Annotated in this window: 25 protein-coding genes and 2 tRNA genes; 21 read left to right on the forward strand and 6 right to left on the reverse strand. The window is 66.6% G+C overall.

Features of this window, described 5'->3' with window-relative positions; translation table 11 throughout:
- Nucleotides 1-60: 60 nt before the first annotated feature.
- Both gltX and ACNQPB_RS11000 read left to right on the forward strand, forming a co-directional pair.
- Nucleotides 61-1,575: a glutamate--tRNA ligase gene (gene gltX / locus ACNQPB_RS10995; protein WP_498751596.1), complete on the forward strand. Its 1,515-nt coding sequence runs from the start codon at nt 61-63 to the stop codon at nt 1,573-1,575.
- Nucleotides 1,576-1,582: 7 nt separating this feature from the next.
- Complete coding sequence (locus ACNQPB_RS11000; protein ID WP_498751597.1) at nt 1,583-2,347, forward strand: HAD family hydrolase; 765 nt, start codon at nt 1,583-1,585, stop codon at nt 2,345-2,347.
- Between the two features lie 54 nt (nt 2,348-2,401).
- On the opposite strand, the gene ACNQPB_RS11005 is transcribed toward ACNQPB_RS11000, so the two are convergent.
- A complete protein-coding gene (locus ACNQPB_RS11005) occupies nt 2,402-3,862 on the reverse strand; it encodes a hypothetical protein (RefSeq protein ID WP_498751599.1) in 1,461 nt (486 codons plus the stop codon).
- Between the two features lie 305 nt (nt 3,863-4,167).
- On the opposite strand from ACNQPB_RS11005, the gene ACNQPB_RS11010 reads away from it, so the two are divergent.
- Both ACNQPB_RS11010 and ACNQPB_RS11015 read left to right on the forward strand, forming a co-directional pair.
- Nucleotides 4,168-4,239 (forward strand) — tRNA-Gln (locus tag ACNQPB_RS11010).
- A 129-nt stretch (nt 4,240-4,368) separates the two neighbouring features.
- A tRNA-Glu gene (locus ACNQPB_RS11015) sits at nt 4,369-4,441 on the forward strand.
- A gap of 105 nt (nt 4,442-4,546) precedes the next feature.
- On the opposite strand, the gene ACNQPB_RS11020 is transcribed toward ACNQPB_RS11015, so the two are convergent.
- Both ACNQPB_RS11020 and ACNQPB_RS11025 read right to left on the reverse strand, forming a co-directional pair.
- Nucleotides 4,547-5,098, reverse strand: a complete 552-nt coding sequence (locus ACNQPB_RS11020) for a DUF1697 domain-containing protein (protein WP_498751601.1) — start codon at nt 5,096-5,098, stop codon at nt 4,547-4,549.
- Between the two features lie 37 nt (nt 5,099-5,135).
- On the reverse strand, nt 5,136-5,855 hold the full coding sequence (locus tag ACNQPB_RS11025; RefSeq protein ID WP_498751603.1) for an IclR family transcriptional regulator: 720 nt from the start codon (nt 5,853-5,855) through the stop codon (nt 5,136-5,138).
- Between the two features lie 112 nt (nt 5,856-5,967).
- Between ACNQPB_RS11025 and leuC the strand changes: the two genes are divergently transcribed.
- The 6 genes from leuC to ACNQPB_RS11055 all read left to right on the forward strand — a co-directional run bounded on the left by leuC (nt 5,968) and on the right by ACNQPB_RS11055 (nt 12,569).
- Nucleotides 5,968-7,413, forward strand: a complete 1,446-nt coding sequence (gene leuC, locus ACNQPB_RS11030) for a 3-isopropylmalate dehydratase large subunit (protein WP_498751605.1) — start codon at nt 5,968-5,970, stop codon at nt 7,411-7,413.
- A gap of 9 nt (nt 7,414-7,422) precedes the next feature.
- Entirely contained in the window at nt 7,423-8,022 is a 600-nt protein-coding gene (gene leuD / locus ACNQPB_RS11035; protein ID WP_498751606.1) for a 3-isopropylmalate dehydratase small subunit, read from the forward strand.
- A gap of 229 nt (nt 8,023-8,251) precedes the next feature.
- A complete protein-coding gene (gene murA / locus ACNQPB_RS11040) occupies nt 8,252-9,577 on the forward strand; it encodes a UDP-N-acetylglucosamine 1-carboxyvinyltransferase (RefSeq protein WP_498751608.1) in 1,326 nt (441 codons plus the stop codon).
- A gap of 12 nt (nt 9,578-9,589) precedes the next feature.
- Nucleotides 9,590-10,372, forward strand: coding sequence for a lysophospholipid acyltransferase family protein (locus ACNQPB_RS11045; protein ID WP_498751609.1), 783 nt, complete (start codon nt 9,590-9,592; stop codon nt 10,370-10,372).
- Nucleotides 10,369-11,418, forward strand: a complete 1,050-nt coding sequence (locus ACNQPB_RS11050; protein WP_498751611.1) for an NAD(P)H-dependent glycerol-3-phosphate dehydrogenase — start codon at nt 10,369-10,371, stop codon at nt 11,416-11,418. Before ACNQPB_RS11045 ends, ACNQPB_RS11050 begins: the two co-directional genes overlap by 4 nt.
- A gap of 2 nt (nt 11,419-11,420) precedes the next feature.
- Entirely contained in the window at nt 11,421-12,569 is a 1,149-nt protein-coding gene (locus ACNQPB_RS11055; RefSeq protein ID WP_498751613.1) for a D-alanine--D-alanine ligase family protein, read from the forward strand.
- An 80-nt stretch (nt 12,570-12,649) separates the two neighbouring features.
- Here the strand turns inward: ACNQPB_RS11055 and ACNQPB_RS11060 are convergent, their stop codons facing one another.
- Entirely contained in the window at nt 12,650-13,117 is a 468-nt protein-coding gene (locus tag ACNQPB_RS11060; RefSeq protein ID WP_498751796.1) for a DUF3515 domain-containing protein, read from the reverse strand.
- 158 nt (nt 13,118-13,275) lie between these two features.
- On the opposite strand from ACNQPB_RS11060, the gene ACNQPB_RS11065 reads away from it, so the two are divergent.
- The 5 genes from ACNQPB_RS11065 to rsmD all read left to right on the forward strand — a co-directional run bounded on the left by ACNQPB_RS11065 (nt 13,276) and on the right by rsmD (nt 19,455).
- Nucleotides 13,276-14,325, forward strand: coding sequence for an LCP family protein (locus tag ACNQPB_RS11065; protein ID WP_498751615.1), 1,050 nt, complete (start codon nt 13,276-13,278; stop codon nt 14,323-14,325).
- Between the two features lie 100 nt (nt 14,326-14,425).
- Nucleotides 14,426-15,439 carry a thiamine-phosphate kinase gene (locus ACNQPB_RS11070; protein WP_498751617.1) on the forward strand — a complete coding sequence of 338 codons (1,014 nt, stop codon included), beginning with the start codon at nt 14,426-14,428 and terminating at the stop codon, nt 15,437-15,439.
- A 22-nt stretch (nt 15,440-15,461) separates the two neighbouring features.
- Nucleotides 15,462-16,532, forward strand: coding sequence for a DAK2 domain-containing protein (locus ACNQPB_RS11075; RefSeq protein ID WP_498751798.1), 1,071 nt, complete (start codon nt 15,462-15,464; stop codon nt 16,530-16,532).
- Between the two features lie 4 nt (nt 16,533-16,536).
- Complete coding sequence (locus tag ACNQPB_RS11080) at nt 16,537-18,837, forward strand: ATP-dependent DNA helicase RecG (RefSeq protein ID WP_498751619.1); 2,301 nt, start codon at nt 16,537-16,539, stop codon at nt 18,835-18,837.
- 51 nt (nt 18,838-18,888) lie between these two features.
- A complete protein-coding gene (gene rsmD, locus ACNQPB_RS11085; protein ID WP_498751621.1) occupies nt 18,889-19,455 on the forward strand; it encodes a 16S rRNA (guanine(966)-N(2))-methyltransferase RsmD in 567 nt (188 codons plus the stop codon).
- Between the two features lie 87 nt (nt 19,456-19,542).
- On the opposite strand, the gene ACNQPB_RS11090 is transcribed toward rsmD, so the two are convergent.
- Nucleotides 19,543-20,346: a spermidine synthase gene (locus tag ACNQPB_RS11090; protein ID WP_498751623.1), complete on the reverse strand. Its 804-nt coding sequence runs from the start codon at nt 20,344-20,346 to the stop codon at nt 19,543-19,545.
- Nucleotides 20,343-21,608 (reverse strand): aminotransferase class I/II-fold pyridoxal phosphate-dependent enzyme, encoded by a 1,266-nt coding sequence (locus ACNQPB_RS11095; protein WP_498751625.1) that lies wholly within the window; start codon nt 21,606-21,608, stop codon nt 20,343-20,345. The genes ACNQPB_RS11090 and ACNQPB_RS11095 overlap by 4 nt, the downstream gene beginning before the upstream one ends.
- Before the next feature lie 91 nt (nt 21,609-21,699).
- On the opposite strand from ACNQPB_RS11095, the gene coaD reads away from it, so the two are divergent.
- The 6 genes from coaD (at nt 21,700) to ACNQPB_RS11125 (ending at nt 25,287) form a co-directional block, all read left to right on the forward strand.
- On the forward strand, nt 21,700-22,200 hold the full coding sequence (gene coaD, locus ACNQPB_RS11100; protein ID WP_498751627.1) for a pantetheine-phosphate adenylyltransferase: 501 nt from the start codon (nt 21,700-21,702) through the stop codon (nt 22,198-22,200).
- Between the two features lie 131 nt (nt 22,201-22,331).
- Entirely contained in the window at nt 22,332-22,859 is a 528-nt protein-coding gene (locus ACNQPB_RS11105; protein ID WP_498751629.1) for a YceD family protein, read from the forward strand.
- A gap of 33 nt (nt 22,860-22,892) precedes the next feature.
- A complete protein-coding gene (gene rpmF / locus ACNQPB_RS11110) occupies nt 22,893-23,096 on the forward strand; it encodes a 50S ribosomal protein L32 (RefSeq protein ID WP_074590103.1) in 204 nt (67 codons plus the stop codon).
- 24 nt (nt 23,097-23,120) lie between these two features.
- Nucleotides 23,121-23,828 (forward strand): ribonuclease III, encoded by a 708-nt coding sequence (rnc, locus tag ACNQPB_RS11115; protein ID WP_498751631.1) that lies wholly within the window; start codon nt 23,121-23,123, stop codon nt 23,826-23,828.
- A 5-nt stretch (nt 23,829-23,833) separates the two neighbouring features.
- Nucleotides 23,834-24,787: a bifunctional DNA-formamidopyrimidine glycosylase/DNA-(apurinic or apyrimidinic site) lyase gene (gene mutM / locus ACNQPB_RS11120; RefSeq protein ID WP_498751632.1), complete on the forward strand. Its 954-nt coding sequence runs from the start codon at nt 23,834-23,836 to the stop codon at nt 24,785-24,787.
- Nucleotides 24,788-24,831: 44 nt separating this feature from the next.
- On the forward strand, nt 24,832-25,287 hold the full coding sequence (locus ACNQPB_RS11125; protein WP_498751634.1) for a hypothetical protein: 456 nt from the start codon (nt 24,832-24,834) through the stop codon (nt 25,285-25,287).
- Nucleotides 25,288-25,310: the final 23 nt, after the last annotated feature.

The raw sequence follows: 25,310 nt of genomic DNA on the forward strand, positions 1-25,310 counted from the left end.
CGCGCGACGCCCGGATTCCGTCAGGGCGTCGCGCGGGCAGGCGGTAAAGTTGGAAGCATTATGACTACTGCTCCGATGTCGAACCCTGCCGCCATTCCTGCCGTCACTGCCGAAACCCCGGTCCGCGTACGCTTCTGCCCGTCGCCCACCGGAACCCCGCACGTCGGCCTGATCCGCACCGCCCTCTTCAACTGGGCCTATGCGCGGCACACCAAGGGCACCCTGGTCTTCCGCATCGAAGACACGGACGCCGCCCGCGACAGCGAGGAAAGCTACCACCAGCTGCTGGACGCCCTGAAGTGGCTCGGCATCAACTGGGATGAAGGCGTCGAGGTCGGCGGCCCGCACGAGCCTTACCGGCAGTCCCAGCGCAGCGGCATCTACCAGGACGTCATCGCCAAGCTGAAGGCCGGCGGCCACATCTACGAGTCCTACTCCACCCCCGAGGAAATCGAGGCCCGCCACCGTGCTGCCGGCCGCGATCCGAAGCTCGGCTACGACGGTTTCGACCGGCACATCACCGAGGAGCAGCTCGCGCAGTACAAGGCCGAAGGCCGCGAAGCCGTGCTACGCCTGCGCATGCCGGACGAGGACCTCACCTTCACCGACCTCGTGCGCGGCGACATCACCTTCAAGGCCGGATCCGTGCCCGACTTCGCCGTCGTCCGTGCCAACGGGGCGCCGCTGTACACCCTGGTCAACCCGGTGGACGACGCCCTCATGGGCATCACCCACGTGCTCCGCGGCGAGGACCTGCTGAGCTCCACGCCGCGCCAGATCGCCCTCTACCGTGCCCTCTACGCCATCGGCGTCGCCGAGTACATGCCGGAGTTCGGCCACCTGCCCTACGTCATGGGCCAAGGTAACAAGAAGCTCTCCAAGCGCGACCCCGAGTCCAGCCTCTTCCTGCACCGCGAACGCGGCTTCATCCGTGAGGGCCTGCTCAACTACCTGTCCCTGCTGGGCTGGTCGCTTTCCGCGGACGAGGACATCTTCACCGTGGAGCAGCTCGTGGAGAACTTCGACATCCACGACGTCCTGGGCAACCCGGCCCGCTTCGACCTGAAGAAGGCCGAAGCCATCAACGGAACCCACGTGCGCATGCTTTCCGCCGAAGACTTCCGTGATCGCCTGGTGCCGTACCTGCGCGAGGCCGGACTGGTGGGGGAGATCCTCACGGCCCGCCAGGAAGAGATCCTCACCGAGGCCGCACCACTGGTCCAGGAACGCATCACCCTGCTGGGCGAGGCCCCGGAAATGCTCGCCTTCCTGTTCAAGTCCGACGACGCCGTCGACATCGCGGACGACGCCCGCAAGGGGCTGCCGGAAAACCTCGGCGAAGTCCTTGACGCCGCCCTGGCCGCGCTGGAACCCATTGAGGACTGGAGCGCGGAGAACATCCAGACCGCGCTGAAGCAGGCCTTGGTCGAGGACCTTGGCATCAAGCCGCGACTGGCCTTCGGACCGGTGCGCACCGGCATCTCCGGCCGCCGCGTGTCGCCGCCGCTGTTCGAGTCGATGGTCATCCTCGGCAAGGAGTCCTCCCTGTCCCGCCTGCGTGCCTTCCGCGGCTAGGAACGGCATGGGCAGCGCAGCGGCACAATCACAAGTCACCACCGGGGTCTTCGATTCAGCGATCTTCGGCACTGGTTCCTTTGGCATAGTGCGGGGCGTCCTCTTCGACATCGATGACACGCTGGTGGACCTCGAATACGCCATGACCACCGCGCTGCGCGATGTCAGCGAACATCTCCTGCCCGGCCTGGACAGCGCCGGGTGGGAGAAGTTCGGGCGGATCTTCACCCACGAGACCACGCACTTCTACGACCGGTACCTCGCCGGCGAGCTCACCTTCAACGAGCAGCGCCTCCTCCGGGGACGGGCGGCGCTGGGGCACTTCGGCGTCGAACTCGCAGAAGGCGAGGAAACGCATGCCTGGCTCAGCGAATACGCCCGGCTGCAGCCGAGTTACGTCCGCGCTTTCGACGACGTCGCACCGGTCCTGGACGCGCTCGACGCCGCGGGCATTCCCTACGGGGCCGTGAGCAACAACGTGCACGACTACCAGCGGGTGAAGCTGGACAGCGCCGGCCTGTCCCGGATCTCGGTCCTGGTGGGGACCGACTCGGTCGGCGTCCCGAAGCCGGACCCCGCCATCTATCTTGAAGGAGTCCGGCTGCTGGGCACCCGGCCGGAAGAAACCCTGTACGTGGGCGACAACCGCCTGCTCGATGCCGACGGCGCCACCGCCGCCGGCCTGCGCGGGGTCTGGCTGAACCGGGTCGGGGAAACCGCTGAGGGCTTTGCCGGCAGGGAGATCGATTCGCTGGCGCGGCTGTTGGCTTAGCACCGGAAAGAGGGCCGCCCTTCCAAGGGCGGCCCTCTTCTGTATCGGGGCCGTTCAGACGGTGTTCCGGCGCTTCCGCAGGAACACGAAGGCGCCGACGGAACCGGCACCAAGGGTGCCGACAACTCCGAGGGCCGTGGCCGTATGTGATCCGTCCGCCATGGCCGACGGCGACACTGCCGCCGCGCCGCGATGCAGCTCGGCCGTTCCCGCGGCGATCCTGCTGTTGCCGTCCGCGAGCTTGGCGGCACCGTCCGAGAGCTGTTCGGATCCCGAGGCCAGCCGCGTGCTGCCGTCCGAGAGCCTGGCCGCACCGTCCGCCAAAGCACTGGAACCGACCAGCAGCCCCGGGCTGGCCGGGTCTTCAGGGGTGCCCATGATGCCGGCGAGCAACGATGTGCTTCCGTCCGCCAGGCGCGCGGTTCCTTCGGTCATGCCGGCCGTGGCCTTCAGCAATCCGGGATGCTCAGGATCACCGGGGACCCCGTCCATGCCGGTCCTGATCTTCTCCGTCCCCGCGGCCAGCTGCCGTGTTCCCAGGACCAGCCCGGGGGCCGCGGGATCCTCACTGTTGAGCTTGGCCGCCAGCATGGCGAAACCGGCCGTCAGCTTCCGGGAGCCCGCAGCGAGTTGATTGCTGCCGTCGGCGAGCCGGGACGCGCCGGCGTGCAGCTGCGAGGCCCCTGATCCGAGTCGTGCGGCACCGGCCTGCAGCTGGCCGGCACCGCTGTCCAGCCGTTGGGCTCCCGCATTCAGGGCATTGATCTGATCCTTCAACAAGCCAAGGGGCACCATGCCCTGCACGCCGTTGGCGGCATCGGCGAGCTTCTGGAGACCTTGTGCCAGGGCAGCAGTTCCAGTGCCCTGGGCAGGGTCGTTGTTGGCGCCCGGATATCCCTTGAGCTGGACCGTGCCGGCCGCGAGCCGTGCCGCACCGTCATCCAGCTGCCGCGCGCCGTCGTCCAAACGGGCTGCGCCGTCCTCGAGCCTGGAAGCCCCGTTGCTCAGCTGTGTGGCGCCGTCGGCCAGGTTGTTTTGGGCGTTTCCCGTGCCGCTCGGAGTGAGGGCGGCGGAGAGCTGGCGCGCGGCCGAGGCAAGGCGTTGGGCGCCGTCGTCCACTTTGTAGACGCCCGGTGCCAGCTTGGCCCTGACATCGTTCTGGATCTTGAGGGCGCCGCGTGCCAGTTTCCCGGCGCCTTCATTCAGTTTCGCGGCCCCGGGTGCGAGCTTGTCTTCGACGCCGGACTGGATTTTCGATGCGCCGGCCGCGAGTCGTCCGGCGCCCTCTTCGGCCTCACCCGCGCCGTGGGCGAGCTTTGAGGCTCCGTCCCTGAGCTGGACGGCGCCGGCCGATGCCTGGCCGGCGCCGTCACTGAGCCGTTCGGCGCCCGCCGTGATCTTACCGGTCACCATCGCGTAGAACGCGGCGAGGGCAATGAGCAGCAGGGCAAGAATGCAGATGGCTATGTTCTGGCCACGCCTTCGTGGCATGGTCTGGCTGAGGTAACGAGTCAAAGGCTTTCCTCTCGATGGTCTCCCGGCCTGCGACGCTGCAGGCAAGACCCCCATGTGGTACAGCCGGCAACCGGCCGAATTGCGGTCCGGTCCGCCGGTTACCAGTCGGTAACTTACCGAGAGTAAACTTAAGGCTCGGGTTGGATCAAGGGTTTTCGCGGGGGCATCCACTGCCCGCCCCGCCACTGCGAAACGTTGCGCGCCCGCCGATTTGTGCGTGCCGGGACTCTCGGGTAAAGTAATTACTCGTGCTGAGGGGCACGGAGCGAAGGATGAAGCCTTCGGATCCGGTCCGAAAGCGCCAATGGGATATGGTGTAATTGGCAACACTACGGTTTCTGGTACCGTCATTCTAGGTTCGAGTCCTGGTATCCCAGCTCTGGATGAGCCAAGGTAAAACGCGGCAAATCCGGACGTTTCAAGCGGTTCGCCGATTTGGAACGAAGCTGAATGTATGAAATAATAATTCAGCTTGATTGCGGGAAATCGCAATCGGAAAAGTGCTTGGCCCCATCGTATAGCGGCCTAGTACGCCGCCCTCTCACGGCGGTAACGCGGGTTCGAATCCCGCTGGGGTCACAAAATGAAATCCCCCGGAATTGTAAAATTCCGGGGGATTTCCTCGTTTAACGTCGAATTAGCATTTGGTGGCCCCGCAAATGCCCGCCGCGGATCGGGGATTTCCTACAGGCCGGCGACGGCGTCCCGCACCTTGATCATTGTGCGCAGGTTCCGTGTTGTGGTTGCCGCCTTGTACCGGGCCTTCGCGGTGATCTTGCTGAAGGGGCTGTCGATCGTTCCGCCGGCGGGAGCGAGCCAGGCGACCGCCTCGGGGCCGAGCCGCGCCAGGTCGACGCCGCCGTCGGCTGCACTGCCGAGGGCCGATCCGGCGTCGAAAAGCTCGTCAAGCACCGCGGCGTCCGAGGAGAGGGTGACGTAGCTGTGGGTGGACTTGTCGTCCGGGGGATACGGGCAAGCCTCCACCAATTCGGCCACGCGGGCGCCGCTCAGGACCACCACCCACGCGTCGTACCCGAAGGAATCGCGCAGGCACTTCTCAAAGCGCTCCTTGACCACGGCCGTTTTCAGATCACTCTTGAGCACCACGTTGCCGCTTGCCAGCAGGGTCCTGACGCCTTCGAAGGGGAGTTCACCGAGGGCGGCCTTGAGCTCGGCCATCTTGATGTTGATCCCGCCCACGTTGATACCACGCAGGAACACCGCATAGCTGTCCATGCGCCCACCCTACAGCGGGGCTATGACGCACAACCTTTCAGTCGTTGCTTTTGCGAAGCGCTTCGGTGAGAACGCGCGCAGCGTTGCAGACCACTTCGGCGTGCAGGCGGCCTGGCTGGCGGGTGAGGCGTTCGATCGGCCCGGATATCGAGACGGCCGCGATCACGCGGCCGGACGGTCCGCGCACGGGAGCGGAAACGGAGGCGACACCCGGCTCCCGTTCGCCGAGGCTTTGGGCCCAGCCCCGGCGTCGTACGCCTGCCAGTACAGTGGGCGTGAAGCGGGCATTCTGCAGGCCGTCCAGCAGGCGGTCGTGGTCCTCCCAAGCGAGCAGCACCTGCGCCGCGGAGCCGGCCTTCATGGACAGCTGGGTTCCCACCGGGATGGTGTCGCGCAGGCCGATGGGACGTTCCGCGGAAGCGACGCAGACGCGCCAGTCGCCCTGGCGGCGGAAGATCTGGGCGCTCTCGCCGGTGGCGTCGCGCAGCTGGATCAGCACGGGGCCGGCGGACGCGATCAGCCGGTCCTCACCTGCGGCCGACGCGAGTTCCACCAGGCGGCTGCCCAGGACGAAGCGGCCCTGGATGTCGCGGCTCACCAGGCGGTGGTGGACAAGGGCCAAAGCGAGGCGGTGCACGGTGGGGCGGGCGAGGCCCGTGGCGGCCACCAGTTGCGCAAGGGTTGTGGGCCCGGCCTCAAGTGCGTCCAGCACCTGGGCCGCTTTATCAATGACACCGACTCCACTAGAATTGTCCATGTATTGATATTGCCGTCTCAATATCTGAGATGCAAGTTGTTTCGCTGGCGCACTTGGCGGCGCTCATGTTCTCTGGATGTAGACAATCCAACCGCAGTGAAGGGAGCGGGCCGTGGGGAAAACTCTGGCCGAGAAAGTTTGGGATGCGCACGTGGTGCGCAAGGGTAGCGGCGAAGGAGCCAACGCCCAGCCGGACCTTCTGTTCATCGATCTGCACCTCGTGCACGAAGTGACGTCCCCGCAGGCATTCGAGGGCCTGCGCCTGGCAGGCCGCCAGCTGCGCCGCCCGGACCTCACCATCGCCACCGAGGACCACAACACGCCCACCCTGGAAATCGATAAGCCGATCGCGGACCTCACGAGCCGCACGCAGATCGACACCTTGCGCGCCAACTGCAAAGAGTTCGGCGTCCGCCTGCACTCGCTCGGCGACAAGGAACAGGGCATCGTGCACGTCGTCGGCCCGCAGCTGGGCCTGACCCAGCCGGGCATGACAGTGGTCTGCGGCGACTCGCACACCTCCACCCACGGCGCCTTCGGTGCGCTGGCCATGGGCATCGGCACGTCCGAGGTGGAGCACGTCATGGCCACCCAGACGCTGTCCCTAAAGCCGTTCAAGACCATGGCGATCAATGTCGAGGGCACCCTTCGCCCGGGTGTCAGCGCCAAGGACATCATCCTGGCCGTGATCGCGAAGATCGGCACCGGCGGCGGCCAGGGCTACGTCCTGGAATACCGCGGATCCGCCATCCGCGCCCTGTCCATGGAAGCGCGCATGACCATCTGCAACATGTCCATCGAAGCCGGTGCCCGCGCCGGCATGGTGGCTCCGGACGAGACCACCTACGGTTACATGTTGGGCCGCCCGCACGCTCCCGAAGGCGCCGACTGGGATGCCGCCGTCGAGTACTGGAACACGCTGCACACCGACGCAGACGCTACCTTCGACGTGGAAGTGGATCTCGACGCCGACACGCTGGAGCCGTTCGTGACCTGGGGGACCAACCCCGGCCAGGGCGTTTCGCTCAATGACGCCGTGCCCTCGCCCGACGATTTCGGCGACGAGAACGCCAAGCTGGCCGCCGAACGCGCCCTGCAGTACATGGGCCTGGAAGCCGGAACCCCCATGAAGGACATCCGCGTGGACACCGTGTTCCTGGGATCCTGCACCAACTCCCGCATCGAGGACCTGCGCGCCGCGGCCGACGTGGTCCGCGGCCGGGCCAAGGACCCGAACGTCCGCATGCTGGTGGTTCCGGGTTCCGCCCGCGTCCGCCTCGAGGCCGAAGCCGAGGGCCTGGACAAGGTGTTCAAGGAATTCGGAGCCGAATGGCGCTTCGCCGGCTGCTCCATGTGCCTTGGCATGAACCCGGACCAGCTGGCCCCGGGGGAGCGCTGCGCTTCCACCTCGAACCGCAACTTCGAAGGCCGCCAGGGCAAGGGCGGCCGCACCCACCTCGTCTCGCCGGTGGTGGCCGCAGCAACCGCAGTCCGCGGCACGCTCAGCTCGCCTTCGGACCTCGAATCCGTCTCCGTCGCCGCCGGCGACGCCGCCTAGGAGGACCCCTTGGAAAAGTTCACCACCCACACCGGCATCGGTGTCCCCCTGCGCCAGAGCAACGTGGACACGGACCAGATCATCCCGGCCGTCTACCTGAAGCGCATCACCCGCACCGGCTTCGAGGACGCGCTCTTCGCCGGCTGGCGCAAGGACGAAAGCTTCATCCTGAACCAGGAGCCGTTCAGCGCCGGCTCCGTGCTGGTGGCCGGACCGGACTTCGGCACCGGTTCCTCCCGCGAGCACGCAGTCTGGGCGCTGAAGGACTACGGCTTCAAGGCCGTGCTTTCCTCCCGTTTCGCCGACATCTTCCGCGGCAACTCAGGCAAGCAAGGCCTTCTGGCCGCGCAGCTTGCGCAGGATGACATCGAACTCATCTGGAAGGTGCTGGAAAACAACCCGGGCACCGAAGTCAAGGTGGACCTGGTCTCGAAGACGGTCGAGTGCGGCAATGTCGTGGCACCGTTCGAAATCGATGACTACACCCGCTGGCGCCTGCTGGAAGGCCTGGACGACATCGGCCTGACCCTGCAGCACGAAGAGGACATCACCGCCTACGAGGCCACCCGTCCGTCCTTCAAGCCGAAGACCCTGCCGGCCCGCAGCTGAGGTCCTAACTTCGGATCCGCACCGCTGCGGACTGTCCTCCAGCCCCGCCTGGAGCGACCGTCCGCAGCCGGTGCGTTTCTGCTTTCCGGGCCCGCTTCTTCCGGCAGTGCAGGCGGCATGGCGGAGACAAACCGCCGGCCGCCGCATTTCGGATCATTAACGCCAGCTTCTATGCTTAGCTTGGGCCCTCGGCAGTATGGGGGCATCAACTCGTGAGGAAACGGTATAGATGAGCAGTGTCCTGACAATCCGCGGTGGCGTACCGCTGGCCGGCCGTGTTACCGTCCGTGGCGCGAAGAACCTTGTGCCCAAGGCCATGGTCGCGTCCTTGCTGGGAAATGAGCCTTCAGTGCTCCGCAATGTCCCGGAAATCAAGGACGTCGAGGTTGTCACCAGCCTGCTGAAACTGCATGGCGTCACCGTGGAGAAGGATCCCGTCACCGGCGACCTGACCCTGGACCCCAAGGACGCCAAGACCGCGTCCAGCACGGCGATCGATGCCCACGCAGGCGACTCCCGCATCCCGATCCTGTTCTGTGGCCCGCTGATCCACGCGATCGGTGAGGCTTTCATTCCGGACCTGGGCGGCTGCAAGATCGGCGACCGCCCCATCGACTTCCACCTGAATGTTCTCCGCCAGTTCGGTGCCGTCGTGGAGAAGCGCCCCGGCGGCATCCACATCTCCGCGCCCAAGGGCCTGCACGGGGCCAAGATTTCCCTGCCTTACCCATCCGTTGGTGCCACCGAGCAGGTGCTGCTGAGCGCCACCCGTGCGGAAGGCATCACGGAACTGAGCGGTGCGGCTACCGAGCCGGAGGTCATCGACCTTATCGCAGTGCTCCAGAAAATGGGCGCCATCATCAGCGTGCAGACGGACCGCACCATCCGGATCGAAGGTGTCAAGGACCTTGGCGGCTACGACCACCGCGCCCTTGCAGACCGCAACGAAGCCGCGTCCTGGGCGTCGGCCGCGCTGGTGACCCGGGGCGACATCTTCGTCGAAGGCGCCTCCCAGCGCGACATGATGACCTTCCTGAACACCTACCGCAAGGTGGGCGGCGGCATGGACATCCGCGAGGACGGCATCCGCTTCTACCATCCCGGCGGCAAGCTGAGCCCGCTGGTCCTGGAAACCGACGTGCACCCGGGCTTCATGACCGACTGGCAGCAGCCGCTCGTGGTCGCGCTGACCCAGGCTGAAGGCGTGTCGATCGTCCACGAAACCGTGTACGAGAACCGCTTCGGCTTCACCGAGGCGCTGAGCCGCATGGGTGCGACCATCCAGGTGCACCGCGAATGCCTCGGCAGCGTCCCGTGCCGCTTCGGACAGCGGAACTTCCTGCACTCGGCCGTAATCTCGGGGCCGACGCCGTTGAAGGGCACCGAGATCGACATCCCGGATCTCCGAGGCGGCTTCAGCCACCTCATTGCCGCCCTCGCCGCCACAGGCACGTCCCGTGTTACCGGCATTGACATCATCAACCGCGGCTACGAGCGCTTCACCGAGAAGCTCGCGGGCCTCGGCGCAGATTTCGACATCACTGAATCCAAGTAAGCGGGGGACCCCTTGAAGGAACCGGCCAAGAGCCGCGCCACGTTCGTGCTCCTCGCGGGGATCGCACGTCCGTTGATGAACATCCTGATGGCCAAGAAATGGGAAGGCACCGGGAAGCTTCCCAAGGGCGGATTCATCGCTGCTCCCAACCATTGCACCGAGATCGACCCCATCGTGATCGGGCACATGCTCTACAACCAGAAGCGCCCGCCGCATTTCCTCGCCAAAGCGGGGCTGTTCAAGGCCCCCGTCATCGGTTCACTGCTGCGTGCCACGCGCCAGATCCCGGTGGAACGTTCGACGGCGGGAGCCAACCGTTCGCTGCAGGCGGCCCAGGAGGTGGTGGATGCCGGTGGCGCCATCATCATTTATCCCGAAGGCACCCTGACCCGCGACCCGGACCTGTGGCCCATGAAGGGCCATACCGGCGCCGCCCGCCTGGCCATCCAGACCGGCGCGCCGGTGGTTCCCATGGCACACTGGGGCGCCCACGAAGTCTTTCCGAGGTACGCCAAGCGATTCCACATTTTCCCGCGGAAGACGTCCCGCGTGCTGGTCGGCGACCCGGTGGACCTCAGCACCTTCGCGGACCGGCCCCTGGACCGCACCACCCTGAATGAGGCCACCGAGGTCATCATGGATGCCATCACGGGGCTCCTCGCCGAGCTCCGCGGCGAAGAACCCCCGGCCGAACGCTGGGACCCCGCGGCGCACAACCAATCCAAACAGGGCCGTTTCCAGGTCCGCGGCAGTGAAAAGCCCGGAAGCGCGGCCAAGCCCGGGGAGCGGAAGTGACTGCCGCCGGCATCGACTGGGAGCCGGAGATTGTCGCCGTCCTGGGGGCCGGCTCGTGGGGAACCACCTTCGCGAAGGTCCTCGCGGACGCAGCCGCGGCCGCCGGGAAGGAACGCCGCATCCGGATCTGGGGACGCCGCGCCGAAGTTGTCGCCCAGATCAACGATCAACACCTCAACGAGCAGTACCTGAAGGACACTCCGCTGCCGGCGTCGATCTCCGCATCGACGGACGTCGAGGCGGTCCTGGACGGCGCGGACCTGGTGATCCTCGCCGTTCCGGCGCAGTCCCTGCGGCCCCAGCTCAAGGAGTGGAAGGAACTCGTGGCGCCGGGCGCCGTCGTCGTTTCGCTCATGAAAGGCCTGGAACTCGGCACGGATTCGCGCATGAGCCAGGTGATCGCCGAGGAACTGGATATCCCGGAATCCCGGGTGGCCGTGGTTTCCGGCCCCAACCTGGCGATGGAAATCGCCCGGCAGGAACCGACCGCCTCTGTTGTGGCGTGCAGCGACGAGGACACGGCCGCGGCGATCGCGCACTGCTGCACCGCCCCGTATTTCCGTCCCTACACCAGCACCGACGTCGTCGGCGTGGAGATCGGCGGGATCGTCAAGAACGTCATCGCCCTCGCCGTCGGCATCTGCGAAGGCAGGCAGATGGGCGACAACACGAAGGCCTCGGTCATCACCCGCGGCCTGGCGGAGACTTCCCGGCTGGCCCTCGCACTCGGCGGCGACGCCCACACCATGGCCGGGCTCGCCGGGCTCGGCGACCTCGTGGCCACCTGCTCCTCCCCGCTGTCCCGTAACCACACGGCCGGCCGGCTGCTCGGCGAGGGACTGACCCTGGACGAGGTCACGGCAAAGATGACCCAAACGGCGGAGGGCATCAAATCCGGGTACGCTGTCAACGAGCTGGCCGTCAGCCTCGGCGTCGACATGCCGATCACTGCGGCCGTGGTGGCCGTGCTGGAAGGCAGACTTTCCGTTGATGAACTCGGGCCCCGGCTCCTTGCCCGCTCCCTGAAGTCCGAAGGCGATTACTGACTGTGACCGAAAAGATCCAGACCCCCGGAACTCCCGACGGCGGTCGGCGCCCGCGCGTCGCCGTGCTGTTCGGCGGCCGCTCCAGCGAGCACGCCGTCAGCTGCGTGACGGCAGCCGGAGTGATGGGGGCGATCGACAAGAGCAAGTACGACGTCATCCCGATCGGGATCGCGAAGACCGGCCAGTGGGTGATTCCCGCCGGCGATCTCAGCCAATGGTCCCTGAGCTCCGAGGAACTGCCGGAAGTCGCCCCCTCGGGCAAGACGGTCACCCTCGCCGAAGTCGGCGGCACCCACCAGCTGGTGGTCACCGAACCCAACGCCGTCCCCCAGGAACTCGGTTCCGTAGATGTTGTCTTCCCGTTGCTGCACGGTCCGTGGGGCGAGGACGGCACCATCCAGGGCCTGCTGGAACTTTCGGACACCCGCTACGTGGGCGCCGGCGTGCTGGCATCCGCCGTCGGCATGGACAAGCACTTCATGAAGGTGGTCTTCGAAGCCGCCGGGCTGAAGGTAGGACCCTACGTGGCCGTCACGGACCGCGAATGGACCAACGACGCCGAGGCCGTCCGCAAAAAGGTGGACCGCCTGGGCTTCCCGGTCTTCGTCAAGCCGGCACGTGCCGGCTCGTCCATGGGGATCTCCAAGGTGGATTCGCTCGACGACCTGGACGCCGCGATCGAAGAGGCCCGCAGCCACGACCTCAAGCTGGTGATCGAAGCCGGCATCACCGGCCGCGAGATCGAATGCGCCGTGCTCGAAGGACGCGGCAGCTCCGCCCCGCGCACGTCCATGCCGGGCGAAATTGCCGTGACGTCGGGCGGGCACGAGTTCTACGATTTCGCCGCCAAGTACGTCGAGGACGGCGCCGCGGCCCTGAGCTGCCCGGCGGACATGCCGGAGGACGCGATTACCCGCGTCCGCGAGCTGGCCGCGGCGGCGTTCGACGCCGTCGGCGCCGAAGGCCTGAGCCGGGTGGACTTCTTCTACACCCCGGACGGCGAACTCATCATCAACGAAATCAACACCATGCCCGGGTTCACCCCGAAGAGCATGTACCCGCAGATGTGGGCGGCTTCCGGCCTGCCCTATGCGGAACTGATCGACGAACTGATCCACCTCGCGCTGAACCGCAAGACCGGGCTGCGCTGAACCGCAAGACCGGGCTGCGCTGAACCGGAGTCTGCCGCCGTCGGGATACCCGACGGCGGCAGCCTCTCACTTGCGCTCCCTTACTTGCTCTTGGGCAGGTTCGGCAGGTCCTCCTGGCCGACGCAGTGGCGCGCGGCCTTGATCTTGCCGGCTGCCTGGGCCAAGTCCGCCAGGACTGTCGCGGAACTGATCACGTTCGGGTCCATGAGGATTTCCGTGGCCGGTTCCCGGCCGTAGGTGGTCAGGGTCCACACGGGATTGCCTTCTTTGATCACCCAGTCGATGCCGTTGACGGTGACGCAGCGGTCCGTAGTGGGACCGGGGACGTTGACGCCGCAGCGCAGGACCAACTGCGAGGGCTCGCCCCAGGCCGCTGTCGCCTGGCTGTTCGTCTTGCGCAGCTTGGCGTCTCCGACGGCATCCGGCAGGGCCACCATCATCGGGGCGCAGGCGGGGTTGGCTGCGTCCGTCGCGGCTTTGACATCCACGGCCGGCGTGCAGGCTGCGAGGGCAAGCACGGCCGCGGCTGCGGCGGCGGGCACCTTGATCTTCGTGGGGAACCGGAAGGCGGACGGAAAATTCACCTTTCAAGCCTACGTGTCCCGGGGCCCAGCCAACTAACCCTGGGAAGACGCTGGAATGCCTCCATGCGGGGCATGGGATGATGGCGTGAACAGTTTTGCCTTGGGGATGAAGGAACAAGAAAATGCATAACGACGAATTGCTGCCCGAAAGCACGCAGGACGAGCCGACGCCGCGGAAGAAGTCGCATACTGCACGAAATATCCTGTTGGGCCTTCTTGCGGTCGTCCTGGTCGCCGGAACGGTCAGTGGCTTCTACGTATATAACCTGGCCAACAGCTTCAACACCAAGACGCAGAAGATCGAGCACGCTTTTCCCGCGGAATCCACCCGGCCCACCAAGCCGGTGCTGCCCAACGGCGGAGATCCAATGAACATCCTCGTGCTGGGCAGCGACTCCCGCTCAGCGTCGGTGGACACCGCTGAAAAAGGCGCTCCTTCTGACCAGCGTTCCGACTCGATGATGCTGCTCCACGTTCCCGCGGACCGCAAGAACATCTACATCACCTCCATCATGCGCGATACCTGGGTGGACATTCCCGGCCACGGCAGTGCCAAAATCAACGCCGCGATGGCCTTTGGCGGTGTCCCCCTGGTTGTACAGACCGTGGAGGGAATCCTTGGCGCCCGGATCGACCATGTTGCCGTGATCGATTTCGAGGGCTTCAAGTCCATGACGGATGCCTTGGGGGGAGTGGAAGTCAATGTTCCCATTGCCTTCAACGCCAGGAACTTCGACTTCGCCAAGGGCAAGCAGGTGTTGAGCGGAGACAAGGCCCTGGTGTTTGTCCGGGAGCGCTATTCCTTTGCCGACGGCGACTACCAGCGGGTGAAGAACCAGCAGCTCTTTCTGAAGGCACTGCTGGGCAAGTTCCTCACCGCGGAGACGCTGACTGATCCTGCCAAGATCAGTGCGGTGGTTGACCAGGTATCGCCTTATGTGTCGGTTGACCAGAGCCTGGACGCCGTGGCCGTGGGCAAACTCGCACTCGAACTGCGTAGCGTCCGCTCCGGTGACGTGCAGAGTTTCACGCTCCCCAACAGTGGAACCGGTTGGTCCGCAGATGGCCAGTCGATCGTGGTGCCGGACCAGGGCGCGATTGACGCCCTCAAGAAGGCCCTGAAAGAAGACAAAGTAGGGGAGTACCTCAAAGTACAGGGCATTGCCAACTGACCCGGGCTGCCGTTGACGGAAAACCCGGCAGGCTTGCCGGCGGGGCGGCCACGTTCCCGGCCGGTCACTGAATGTCGGCCCGAGCGACTAGCGTAGAAGCGTGCCGGAAAAAGAACTGATTGTCTCCGACCTTTCTGAGAGCGGGCTCCTTGCCCGTATCTTCCCGCGCCTTGAGTCCAGCAGCAGCGTCCTGCTCGGGCCAGGCGATGACGCCGCTGTCGTAGCTGCTCCGGACGGGCGTGCCCTCATCTCCATCGACACCCAGACCCAGGACCAGGACTTCCGGCTCAGCTGGAACAACGGCTACCGGACCACCGGATATGACGTCGGATGGAAGTCCGCCGCCCAGAACCTCAGCGACATCAACGCCATGGGTGGAACCGCCACCTCCCTCGTCGTCAGCCTCACCATGCCCCCGGAAACCCCGGTGTCCTGGGTGGAAGACTTCGCCGACGGACTCACCGCCGGGATCGCCGGACTTGGCGCCACGGATTGCTCGGTGGCCGGCGGGGACCTCGGGCGGGGCCGGGAGATCGCGGTGACTGTCGCCGTCGTCGGAACCATGCACGGCCGGCCCCCGGTACTCCGCTCCGGCGCGCAGCCGGGGGACACCCTCGCGTTGGCGGGAACCCTTGGCCGCGCGGCGGCTGGCCTTGCCTTGCTGGAGAGCACCGTACCCCTCAAGTCGCTCACCCCGGAGCAGCGGGAACTCGTTGACGGCCAGTGCCGCCCGGTGCCGCCGCTGGCCGCCGGCCCCCTTGCAGCGGCTGCAGGGGCCACCGCCATGATGGACGTTTCGGACGGATTGATGCGCGACGGCGGCCGCCTCGCCAAAGCGAGCGGCGTGGTGCTGGACCTTGATCCCATTGCCTTGAAAGCGCAGGCCCACGCCCTGGAAGCCGCGGCCTCACTGCTGGACGCCGACCCCATGGAATGGGTGCTTGGCGGCGGAGAGGACCACGGCCTCCTCGCAGCATTTCCGGCCGGAGTCCGGCTCCCGGAACCCTTCACTGCGATAGGCTCAGTCAGGGCCGCTGCCGGGGAAGAACGCGGCGTCGTCCGGATAGCCGGGGAGTCCGCCGATACCGTGGGATGGGATCATTTTGCAGACTAAGATCGCCGCCAATGTACATGCGATGAAGCGCTGGCTGGGCAAGGCAGAGACCACTCTCGGCAACCACAGCGACCGCCTCAACGCCATCAACATCTTCCCCGTGGCTGACGGAGATACCGGGACCAACCTCTATCTCACCGTGCGGGCCGCAGCGGCGGCCTTGAGCGCGGTGGAAAGCAAGGAAGCCAAAGCCCTCGAAGACGGCCAGGCCAAGCCGGAACACGGCAACGATGTCGGGGCGGTGCTGGCAGCCGCCGGACGGGCCGCCATGGAACAGGCCCGGGGGAATTCCGGCACCCTTTTCGCAGTCTTCCTCTGCGCCATGGCCGAACCGCTGGCCGGGCACGGACGGCTCAGCGCCCCGCTGCTCGCCTCCGCCCTGCACCGCGCCCAGATCCGTGCGTGGTCGGCCCTGAGCGAACCCGTTTCCGGGACCATGCTGTCCGTACTTGAAGCCGCGGCCCAGGCCGCCGGAGAGGCCGATGCTTCCCAGAACGGGGACGACAGCAACCATGCCCTCGGCCTTGCCTTGGATGCCGCTGTGGATGCCGCTCTCCGTGCCGTGGTCCGCACCGAGGAGCAGTTGGCACCCCTGCACGAAGCCCATGTGGTGGATGCCGGCGGCGTGGGCATGCTCTTGGTCCTGGACTGCCTGCGGTCCGCCGTGCTCGGCGAGGAACTGCAGGACGAACTGCTGGACGGCCTGCACGGCTATGACGTCCAGGACCCGCACATCCATGCCGGTTTGCCGGACGACGAGGGTGTGGAAGTCATGTGCACCATCGAGCTCTCACCCCTTGCCGCCGCCACGCTGCGGCAGAAGCTGGATGAGCTTGGCGACTCCGTGATCATGAGCCAGGTGGGCAGCGTCCCGGGGCCGGGCAGCGGCGGGCCGGAGGACGACCAGGAAGACGACGACGTCGACGAGGTCGAAGCACTCTACCGCTGGCGGGTCCACGTGCACGTCGCCGAAGCCGGCCCCGCCGTGGACGCCATACGCTCCCTGGGCGAACCAAGCGACATCTCCGTCAGCCAACTGGCACTGCCCCGCGACCCCGACGCTTCGGAAAGCTACCATCCGCATGAAGCCTGAGCCGGTGAATCCTGAACTCGGCCTGCCACTGGACCGGAGGATCGGTAAGCGCTCGGCCTCCGTGATCACCAAGCATCTCGGCCTGGAAACCGTGGGTGAACTGCTGAACTACTTCCCCCGCCGCTACCTCACCCGCGGCGAACTCACGCCCATCGCGCAGCTCCCGCTGGACGAGGAAGCCACCCTGGTGGCCCGGGTCATCTCGAACAACACCCGGCAGATGCGCGCCCGCCGCGGTTCGCTCACCGATGTCATGGTCACGGATGACGCCGGCGGGAACCGTGCCGAAGTGGCCGTCGCGGGGTCGGCCGTTCCAGGAACGCTGAAGATCAGTTTCTTCAATGGCTTCCGCGCGCGCAGCGAACTCCAGCCGGGCCGCAGGGCCATGTTCTCCGGGAAGGTCAGCCGCTACGGCGGTGCCTTGGGCATGACCAATCCGGACTTCGTGCTCCTGGATGACGATCCGGAGTCCGCTGGCGGCCGGGATCCGGAAAAGCTCGCGGCCATGCCCATCCCGGTCTACCCGGCCACGGCCAAGCTCACCAGCTGGTCCATCCACAAGGTGATCACCACCCTGCTGGACACCATCGACCTCGGGCGGATCGAAGATCCCCTTCCTGCAGCAGTGATGGACCGGGAAGGATTCGCGGATATCGGCAGGTCCTACCAGCTGATCCATTCCCCCGAAACGGCCATGGACTGGAAGCACGCCCAGAACCGCTTCCGCTACCAGGAAGCCCTCGTCCTGCAGACGGCCCTCGCCCGGCGCCGCGCCCAGCTGGCCGCGGAAGAGGCAACGGCGCGCCGCCCTGCAACGGACGGGCTGCTCGCGGCATTCGACCGGCAACTGCCGTTCACCCTCACGGCCGGCCAGGCCGCCGTCGGGAAGACCCTTTCGCAGGAGCTTGCGCAGAACTCGCCGATGAACCGCCTGCTCCAGGGTGAGGTGGGTTCCGGCAAGACGATCGTGGCGCTGCGCGCCATGCTGCAGGTGGTCGTCGCCGGCGGGCAGGCGGCGCTGCTGGCTCCCACCGAGGTCCTCGCCGCCCAGCACTACGACTCGATCCGGCGCACCCTTGGCCCGCTGGCCCGGGACGGCATGTTCGGCGGAGCAGGGATGCTTGGAGAGGAGGGCGGTCGGTCCTCGGTCCAGGTGACGCTGCTGACCGGCTCCATGCCCACCGCCGCCCGCAAGCAGGCCATGCTGGATGCGGCGTCCGGAAACGCCGGCATCGTGATCGGCACGCACGCCTTGCTCAGCGACAAGACCAGCTTCCAGGACCTCGGTCTGATCGTGGTGGACGAACAGCACCGGTTCGGCGTCGAACAGCGCGACGCGCTCCGCGCCAAGGCAAGCCGCCCGCCGCATCTGCTGGTCATGACCGCCACGCCCATTCCGCGTACCGTGGCGATGACCGTGTTCGGCGACCTCGAAACCTCCGTGCTCGACGAGCTGCCCGCGGGCAGGGCCCCGATCAGCACCCATCTGGTGGGACTCGCGGAGAACCCCGGCTGGGCCACGCGGATCTGGGCCCGTTCGCGCGAGGAGATCGACGCCGGGCACCAGGTGTACGTGGTGTGCCCCAAGATCGGCACGGACGACGACGGCGACTTCACCCCCGGCGAAGACGAACCCGTCTACCTGCCCGACGGCAGCCCGGATCCGCTGGCGGAGGAAGGCCCGGCCCGCGAGCTTGCGTCCGTGACCGCCGTCGTCGAAGGGCTGCGGCAGGAAGACGCCCTGCGGGGTGTCCGCATCGAACCGCTGCACGGCCGCCAGGACCCGGTGCTCAAATCGGAAACCATGGCCTCCTTCGTGGCGAACCAGACCCAGGTGCTGGTCTCCACCACCGTGATCGAGGTGGGCGTCGACGTGCGGAACGCCACCCTGATGGTGATCCTCGACGCCGACCGCTTCGGTATTTCCCAGCTGCACCAGCTGCGCGGCAGGGTGGGCCGTGGCGGGCTGCCCGGAACGTGCCTGCTGGTCACTACCCTGGAGCCCGGCCATCCCAGCCGCCGCCGCCTGGACGCGGTCGCGGCCACGACGGACGGCTTCGCGCTGTCCCAGGACGACCTCAAGCTGCGCCGTGAAGGCGACATCCTCGGCGCCTCGCAATCCGGCGGGCGGTCCACCCTCAGGCTGCTCAGGGTCCTGGAACATGAGGACGTGATCGAGCGCGCCCGCAACGATGCCCAGCGGCTGGTGGCCGAAGACCCGGAGCTGCGCCGGCATGAACCCCTTGCGGCAGCGATCGACGAATACCTCAACCCCGAGAAGGAGGCGTTCCTTGAACGCGGATAGCCCGAACGCGGACGGCCTGAAGATGCCACCGTTCCCCACGGAGCCACGCCGTTGAGCCGGATCATCGCCGGTGCCGCGGGCGGGAACCCGCTGCAGAGTGTGCCCGGAAGCGCCACGCGGCCCACCACGGACCGCGTTAAGGAAGCCCTGTTCTCCCGCCTTGAAGCATTAGGTGTGATCGACGACGCCCGGGCGCTGGATCTCTACGCGGGATCGGGCGCGCTCGGCCTCGAGGCGGCCAGCAGGGGTGCCGCTTCGGCGGAACTGGTGGAATTCGATGCCCGGGCCTCTGCTGTCTGCCAGCGCAACGCCGACACCGTCAATCAGGCCCTCGCCCGCAAAACCGTCTCCGTTCACCGCTCCAAGGTGGAATCCTTCCTGGAGAGGGCCGCGGAGGACACGCTCTGGGACCTGGTGTTCCTGGATCCGCCGTACCCGCTGGACGAGCCGTCGCTGCAGGCCGTGCTGGCCAAGCTCGCCGGGCACCTCGACGACGGCGCGGTGGTCGTCGTCGAGCGGTCCTCCCGTTCGCCGGAACCGGACTGGCCGGACAAACTTGAGCGCTTCGCGGGGAAGAAGTACGGCGAAACGATGCTCTGGTTCGCCGAACCGGCCTGATCCACCCAACTGACTCGCATTTGCGGGCGTCTTGACGGCTCAAAACGGCCTTAAGTGCCAGTCAGTTTGGTCAGGCGGCCCGTTGGGTCAGGCGGACAACGGATCCAGTTCCACGCCCCGGAGCACGGAGGCCGGGTGCGGACCGCGTGCCAGCAGGGCCTGGGTCCAGGAATCGGGCCACGGCTGCTTGCTGCCCACCAGGATGATGTTCCCGGGACAGCGCCCGGCGAACATCCCGGTCTCGGCGAAAGCCACCAGGTCCGCCAGCGCCCCGGCCCCGATGGCCTCACGCATGGCTGACACCTGGCTGCGCAGCAGAGTCAGCGCCGGCTCGTCCCCGACATTGATGACCAGCAGGCCGTCGGGGCCCAGCCGCGCCGCGGCCTCCTCGTAGAACTCCCGGCATGCGATGTGCTCCGGCGCTTCCGGGCCGGAGAAGATGTCCAGGATGACGACGTCGAACAGCAGATCCGGGGGCAGCCCGGCAAGTTCGCCGCGTGCGTCGCCGATCCTGGTTTCCAGGCGGGTGCCCTCCGGCATGGGAAGCTTCTGCAGGACGAAGTCCAGCAGTTCGCGTTCAAGTTCGACGGCGTACTGCACCGATCCCGGGCGGGTCGCCTGGAGGTAGCGGGCCAGGGTGAGGGCCCCGGCTCCCAGATGCAGGGCGGTCACCGGCGCGCCGGGGGGAGGGAGCAGGTCCACCACGTTGGCGATCCGGCGCAGGTACTCGTAGAAGACGTCCTCCGGCCGGGCGAGGTTCACATGCGATTGCTCGGCGCCGCCGATGCTCAGCACATAGGCGCCCGCTACCAGCCCGTCCGGTTCGATGCTTGCGTGCTGCCCGCCGGACCGCAGGAAACGCCGGCCCTTGGGACCTTCGGCGCTGCTCATGCCTGGAGTTTGTCGCGCAGCGCGGCCAGGCGCGAGGCGGCTTCCACCAGCACGCTCTCCTGTTTGCAGAAAGCGAAGCGCAGCAGGCTGCGGGTGCGTTCGGCCCCCTCCGGATGGCAGAAGACCGGCACCGGAATGGCGGCCACACCCACGAGTCCGGGCAGCCTGCGGGCGAGGTCGACGGCGTCGCTGATCCCCAGCGGGGCCGTGTCCACGTTGATGAAGTACGTTCCCTGCGGCAGGTAGACGCCCAGTCCGGCGGCACGCAGGCCCCCGGCAAGGATGTCCCGCTTGCGCTGCAGCGTGGAGGCGATCTCTTGGTAAAAGCTGTCGGGCAGTCCCAAGCCCACGGCCACGGCGCCCTGGAAGGGCGTGCCGGAGCTGTAGCTCAGGAACTGCTTGACCGTGCGGATCGCCGCCACCAGGTGTTCGGGACCGCTGAGCCAGCCGATCTTCCAGCCCGTGAAGGAAAACGTCTTGCCGGCGGAGGAAATGGTGATGGTCCGCTCCGCGGCGCCCGGCAGCGTGGCAACGGGAATATGGGGCACGCCGAAGGTCAGGTGCTCGTAGACCTCGTCGCTCACAATCAGGGCATCGTGCTTTTCGGCCAGTTCCACGATCCGGCTCAGCACTTCCCGGGGGAACACGGCTCCGGTGGGGTTGTGCGGATTGTTCAGCATTACCACTTTGGTCCGCGGGCTGAACGCCGCTTCCAGGCGGTCCAGGTCCGGCATGAAGTCCGGGGCCAGCAGGGGAGCGGTGACGTGCACGCCACCTGCCAGGCCGATGATCGCGCCGTAGGAGTCGTAGAACGGCTCAAACGTGAGCACCTCGTCGCCCGGCTGGATGAAGGCGAGCAGGGATGCGGCAATGGCTTCGGTGGCGCCGGTGGTCACCACCACTTCCGTTTGCGGGTCCGGCATGAGTCCGTAGAAACGCTCCTGGTGGGCGCTGACCGCCTCGCGCAGTTCCAGGACGCCTTTACCGGGTGCGTACTGGTTCGCGCCCGCGGTGATGGCCGCCTGCGCAGCGGCCTTCATTTCGGCCGGGCCGTCCTCGTCCGGAAAACCCTGGCCAAGGTTGATGGCCCCGGTGGACACCGCCAGGGTGGTCATCTCTTCAAAGATGGTCACGCCCAGTGAGCCGTCGGCGGAAAGCAGATTTGCGCCGGTGGCCGCCCTCTGCCACGGGGCCGCATCCCCGAAGGAGCGGGCGCTTCGGGCTGAACTGGTGAGGGGGCTGCTGGGGACGGGGCTCGTCACGCGGGTCCGCCTTCCTGGTGTGGCTGGATTCCGGCAGGGCCCGCCGGTGTGTGTCATGGTATCCCGCCGGGGGATGCGATAGCTTCGAAGCATGAGACGCGCAGTATGCCCTGGCTCCTTTGATCCCATCCACAACGGACATCTTGAAGTCATCGCCCGGGCCGCCGGCTTGTTCGACGAAGTGATCGTGGCCGTCTCCACCAACTACACCAAGAAGTACCGCTTCAGCCTGGAAGAGCGCATGGATATGGCCCGGGAAACCCTCGCGTCGTTGCGTGGCATCATCGTGGAGCCCATGGGCGAGGGCCTGCTGGCCGAATACTGCCGGCAGCGCGGGGCCTCGGCAATCGTCAAGGGCCTGCGGTCCTCCTCGGATTTCGACTACGAACTGCCCATGGCCACCATGAACCGCCAGCTCACCGGCGTCGAGACGGTTTTCCTGCCCGCGGAGGCCCACTACATACACCTGTCCTCCACGCTCATCAAGGAAGTGGCCCAACTGGGCGGCGATGTTTCGGAGTTCGTGCCCAAGTCCGTGCTGAAACGGCTCCTTGCTGGCGAGTCGGCGCCGGATCAGCGCGGGAACGGGTAAGCTGGATCGGTGCCTCGGGCCGCTGCACGTGCGGCGGCCCCGGTTTGAGTCCGTTCGGACGTTCAGGCTAAGATGGTACGTCGGTCATATGTTCTACAGGAGTTCTCATTAAGCGAGATGCAAGTTCGCCCTTGATGTTGGTTGTCAAGGACCTCGGGCGCAGCCCGGGAACCATGCGGACACTCAATGAACATGTACCTGCACCAAGGGATCTTGGTGTGGCGCTCATTGGCGTTCAGGAAGGCTCGGATGTCGAGCTCGACCTGAGGCTTGAGGCCGTACACGAAGGAATTCTGGTATCCGGAACCGCGTTCGCCGAAGTCAAGGGTGAATGCGGACGATGCCTGGATCCCCTTGCGTATGACCTTGAGGTCAATGTGCAAGAACTTTTCCTCTATGAAGGCGTTGAGCTTTCGGACGGGGAAGACGATGAAGAGCAACGTCGAGTCGAGCACGATCTGATCGATCTTGAGCCGGTGTTGCGGGACGCAGTCGTGACCACGCTGCCGTTCCAGCCGGTGTGCCGGGAAGACTGCCAGGGCCTTTGTTCCGAATGCGGAATACGCCTGGAAGACGAGCCGGGGCACCACCACGAGGACCTGGATCCTCGCTGGGCTGCCCTAGCTGAACTGGCTAAGACTGACCGGCAAACTGATTAGTAAGTGTTCGTCTAAGAGAGAAATGAGATAGCCGTGGCTGTTCCCAAGCGGAAAATGTCTCGCGCAAACACCCGCGCCCGCCGTGCCCAGTGGAAGGCTTCTGCCCCCCACCTGGTAAAGACCATCGAGAACGGCCAGGTTGTTTACAGCCTGCCGCACCAGGCAAAGGTCGTTACCGACTCTGCTGGCACCGCGCTGTTCCTTGAGTACAAGGGCCGCAAGGTCGCTGACGCCTAAGTCCGCCATACAGGCTGATTGAGGATGTCTTCAACTGAAGAGCTTCTGAAGCGTCTCGGCGTCACCATTGACGCCGAGACGCTTCGTCTTGCTCTGACACATCGCTCGTACGCGTACGAGAACGGCGGGATCCCCACCAACGAACGCCTCGAGTTCCTCGGCGATTCGATCCTCGGATACTCCGTCACCGACTTTCTCTTCCGCGAGAACCCCGATCTCCCGGAAGGCGAGCTGGCCAAGCGGCGGTCCGCCGTCGTCAGCACCCGTGCCCTTGCCGTCATAGGACGCGAGCTCGGCGTCGGCGATTACATCTACCTTGGCCAGGGCGAGAAACTGACCAACGGGAAGAACAAATCCTCGATCCTCGCGGACACCATGGAAGCCCTCATCGGCGCCACCTACCTGTCCAACGACATCGAGACTGCCCGCCAGCTGGTCATGCGCCTGGTCGGTCCGCTGCTCGCCGATGCCGCTGCGCTTGGCGCCGGCACCGACTGGAAGACCAGCATCCAGGAACTCGCCGCGAGCCGCCAGCTCGGCACCGTCTTCTACGCCGTGGAAGGTACCGGGCCGGACCACGCACGGATCTTCACCGCGGAGCTGCAGATCAACGGGACCACGCACGGCAAGGGAACCGGCCACTCCAAGAAGGAAGCCGAGCAGGAAGCCGCGGCTGATGCGTGGCGGACCCTGAGCGGCAGCAAGGCCGCAGCCGGTTCCGGCGACGGCTGATTCCCATGCCTGAGCTGCCTGAAGTCGAGGTGGTCCGCCGCGGCCTGGCCCGCTGGGTGCGCGGCCGTACCATCACCTCGGTGGACGTCCTGGACCCACGTTCCATCCGACGCCACGCGCTGGGCCCGGAAGACTTCGCCGGAAACCTCGAACACGCCACGGTTCTGGACGTGGTCCGCCGCGGAAAGTTCCTCTGGATGCCGCTCGCCATGGACGGCTTCGTCCCCGAAACCCCGGGCACCGGCGTCGCGCTGATGGCGCACCTGGGCATGAGCGGCCAGCTGCTCATGCAGGCCCCGCAGGTTCCGGATGAAAAACACCTCAAAGTCCGCCTCCGGCTGAGCCCCGTGGACGGCATGCCCGAACAGCTTCGCTTCGTGGACCAGAGGATCTTCGGCGGACTGTTCGTCACCTCTCTGGTTCCCACGGCCGACGGCGGCCCGGGCGGCCTGGGGGAGGAGCCGCTGCCGGAAATCGCCGGGGAAGCCGCGCACATCGCCCGCGATCCGCTGGACCCGCACTTCTCCTTCGAGGACTTCTACCGCAAGCTCACCTCCCGCAGGACCGGCCTCAAACGTGCCCTCCTGGACCAGGGAATCATCTCCGGAATCGGCAACATCTACGCCGACGAAGCCCTGTGGCGGGCCCGGCTGCACTACGCACGGGCCACGGACACCCTGCGCAGGGCGGACGCGCTGCGGCTGGTCGAGGCCGCACGCGACGTGATGAACGACGCCCTGGCCGCCGGCGGCACCAGCTTCGATTCTCTCTATGTGAACGTCAACGGCGACTCCGGCTACTTCGCCCGTTCGCTGGACGCCTACGGCAGGACCGGGCAGCCCTGCCGGCGCTGTGCCGAGGCGGGGCTGGCGGGCGTGATCAAGCGCGAACAGTTCATGAACCGTTCCTCGCACACCTGTCCGGTGTGCCAGCCCCGGCCGCGCAACGGCCGCTGGTAGCGGGCTCCGTTTCGCGGCACCGCCTCCGGTGGCAGACTGTGGGCATGAAAGCCTGGGCCATCCGGACGGTGATCGCGTTCGTATTCAACGCCATCACCCTCTGGGCGGCGGCCATCCTGCCCGGCGTCAGGCTGGGAGACGGCTTCCTCTGGGTGGTCCTGCTCTTCACCGCGGCCAGCCTGCTGCTGCGCGGCACGGCGTCCGCCGTGTTCCGGCGGCTGGACCGAACGCAAGTCTCCGACGGCGGGCTCCCGCGCCGGTCGAAGGCCGCCCGGAAGGCCATGGTGGCGGTGGCCGGACTCGCCCTGAGCTTCGGCGTCCTCTGGCTTACCACCGCGTTCGCCGGCGGGTTCACCATCAGCAGCATGCTTGGCTGGGTGCTCGCCACCGTTGTGGTCTGGTTGGCCTCGGTCATCTTCGACGCCGTCGACGACGGGCTCGAGAACAAGGCGCAACAGCTGCTCGGCAGCCCCGGCCCGGGCGGCCGCCGCCGGCCCTGAACCTGCACTGAAGAGGCTCTGAA

This window comes from Curtobacterium sp. LFS079 (assembly GCF_047977865.1).
Classification (GTDB): Bacteria; Actinomycetota; Actinomycetes; order Actinomycetales; family Micrococcaceae; genus Arthrobacter.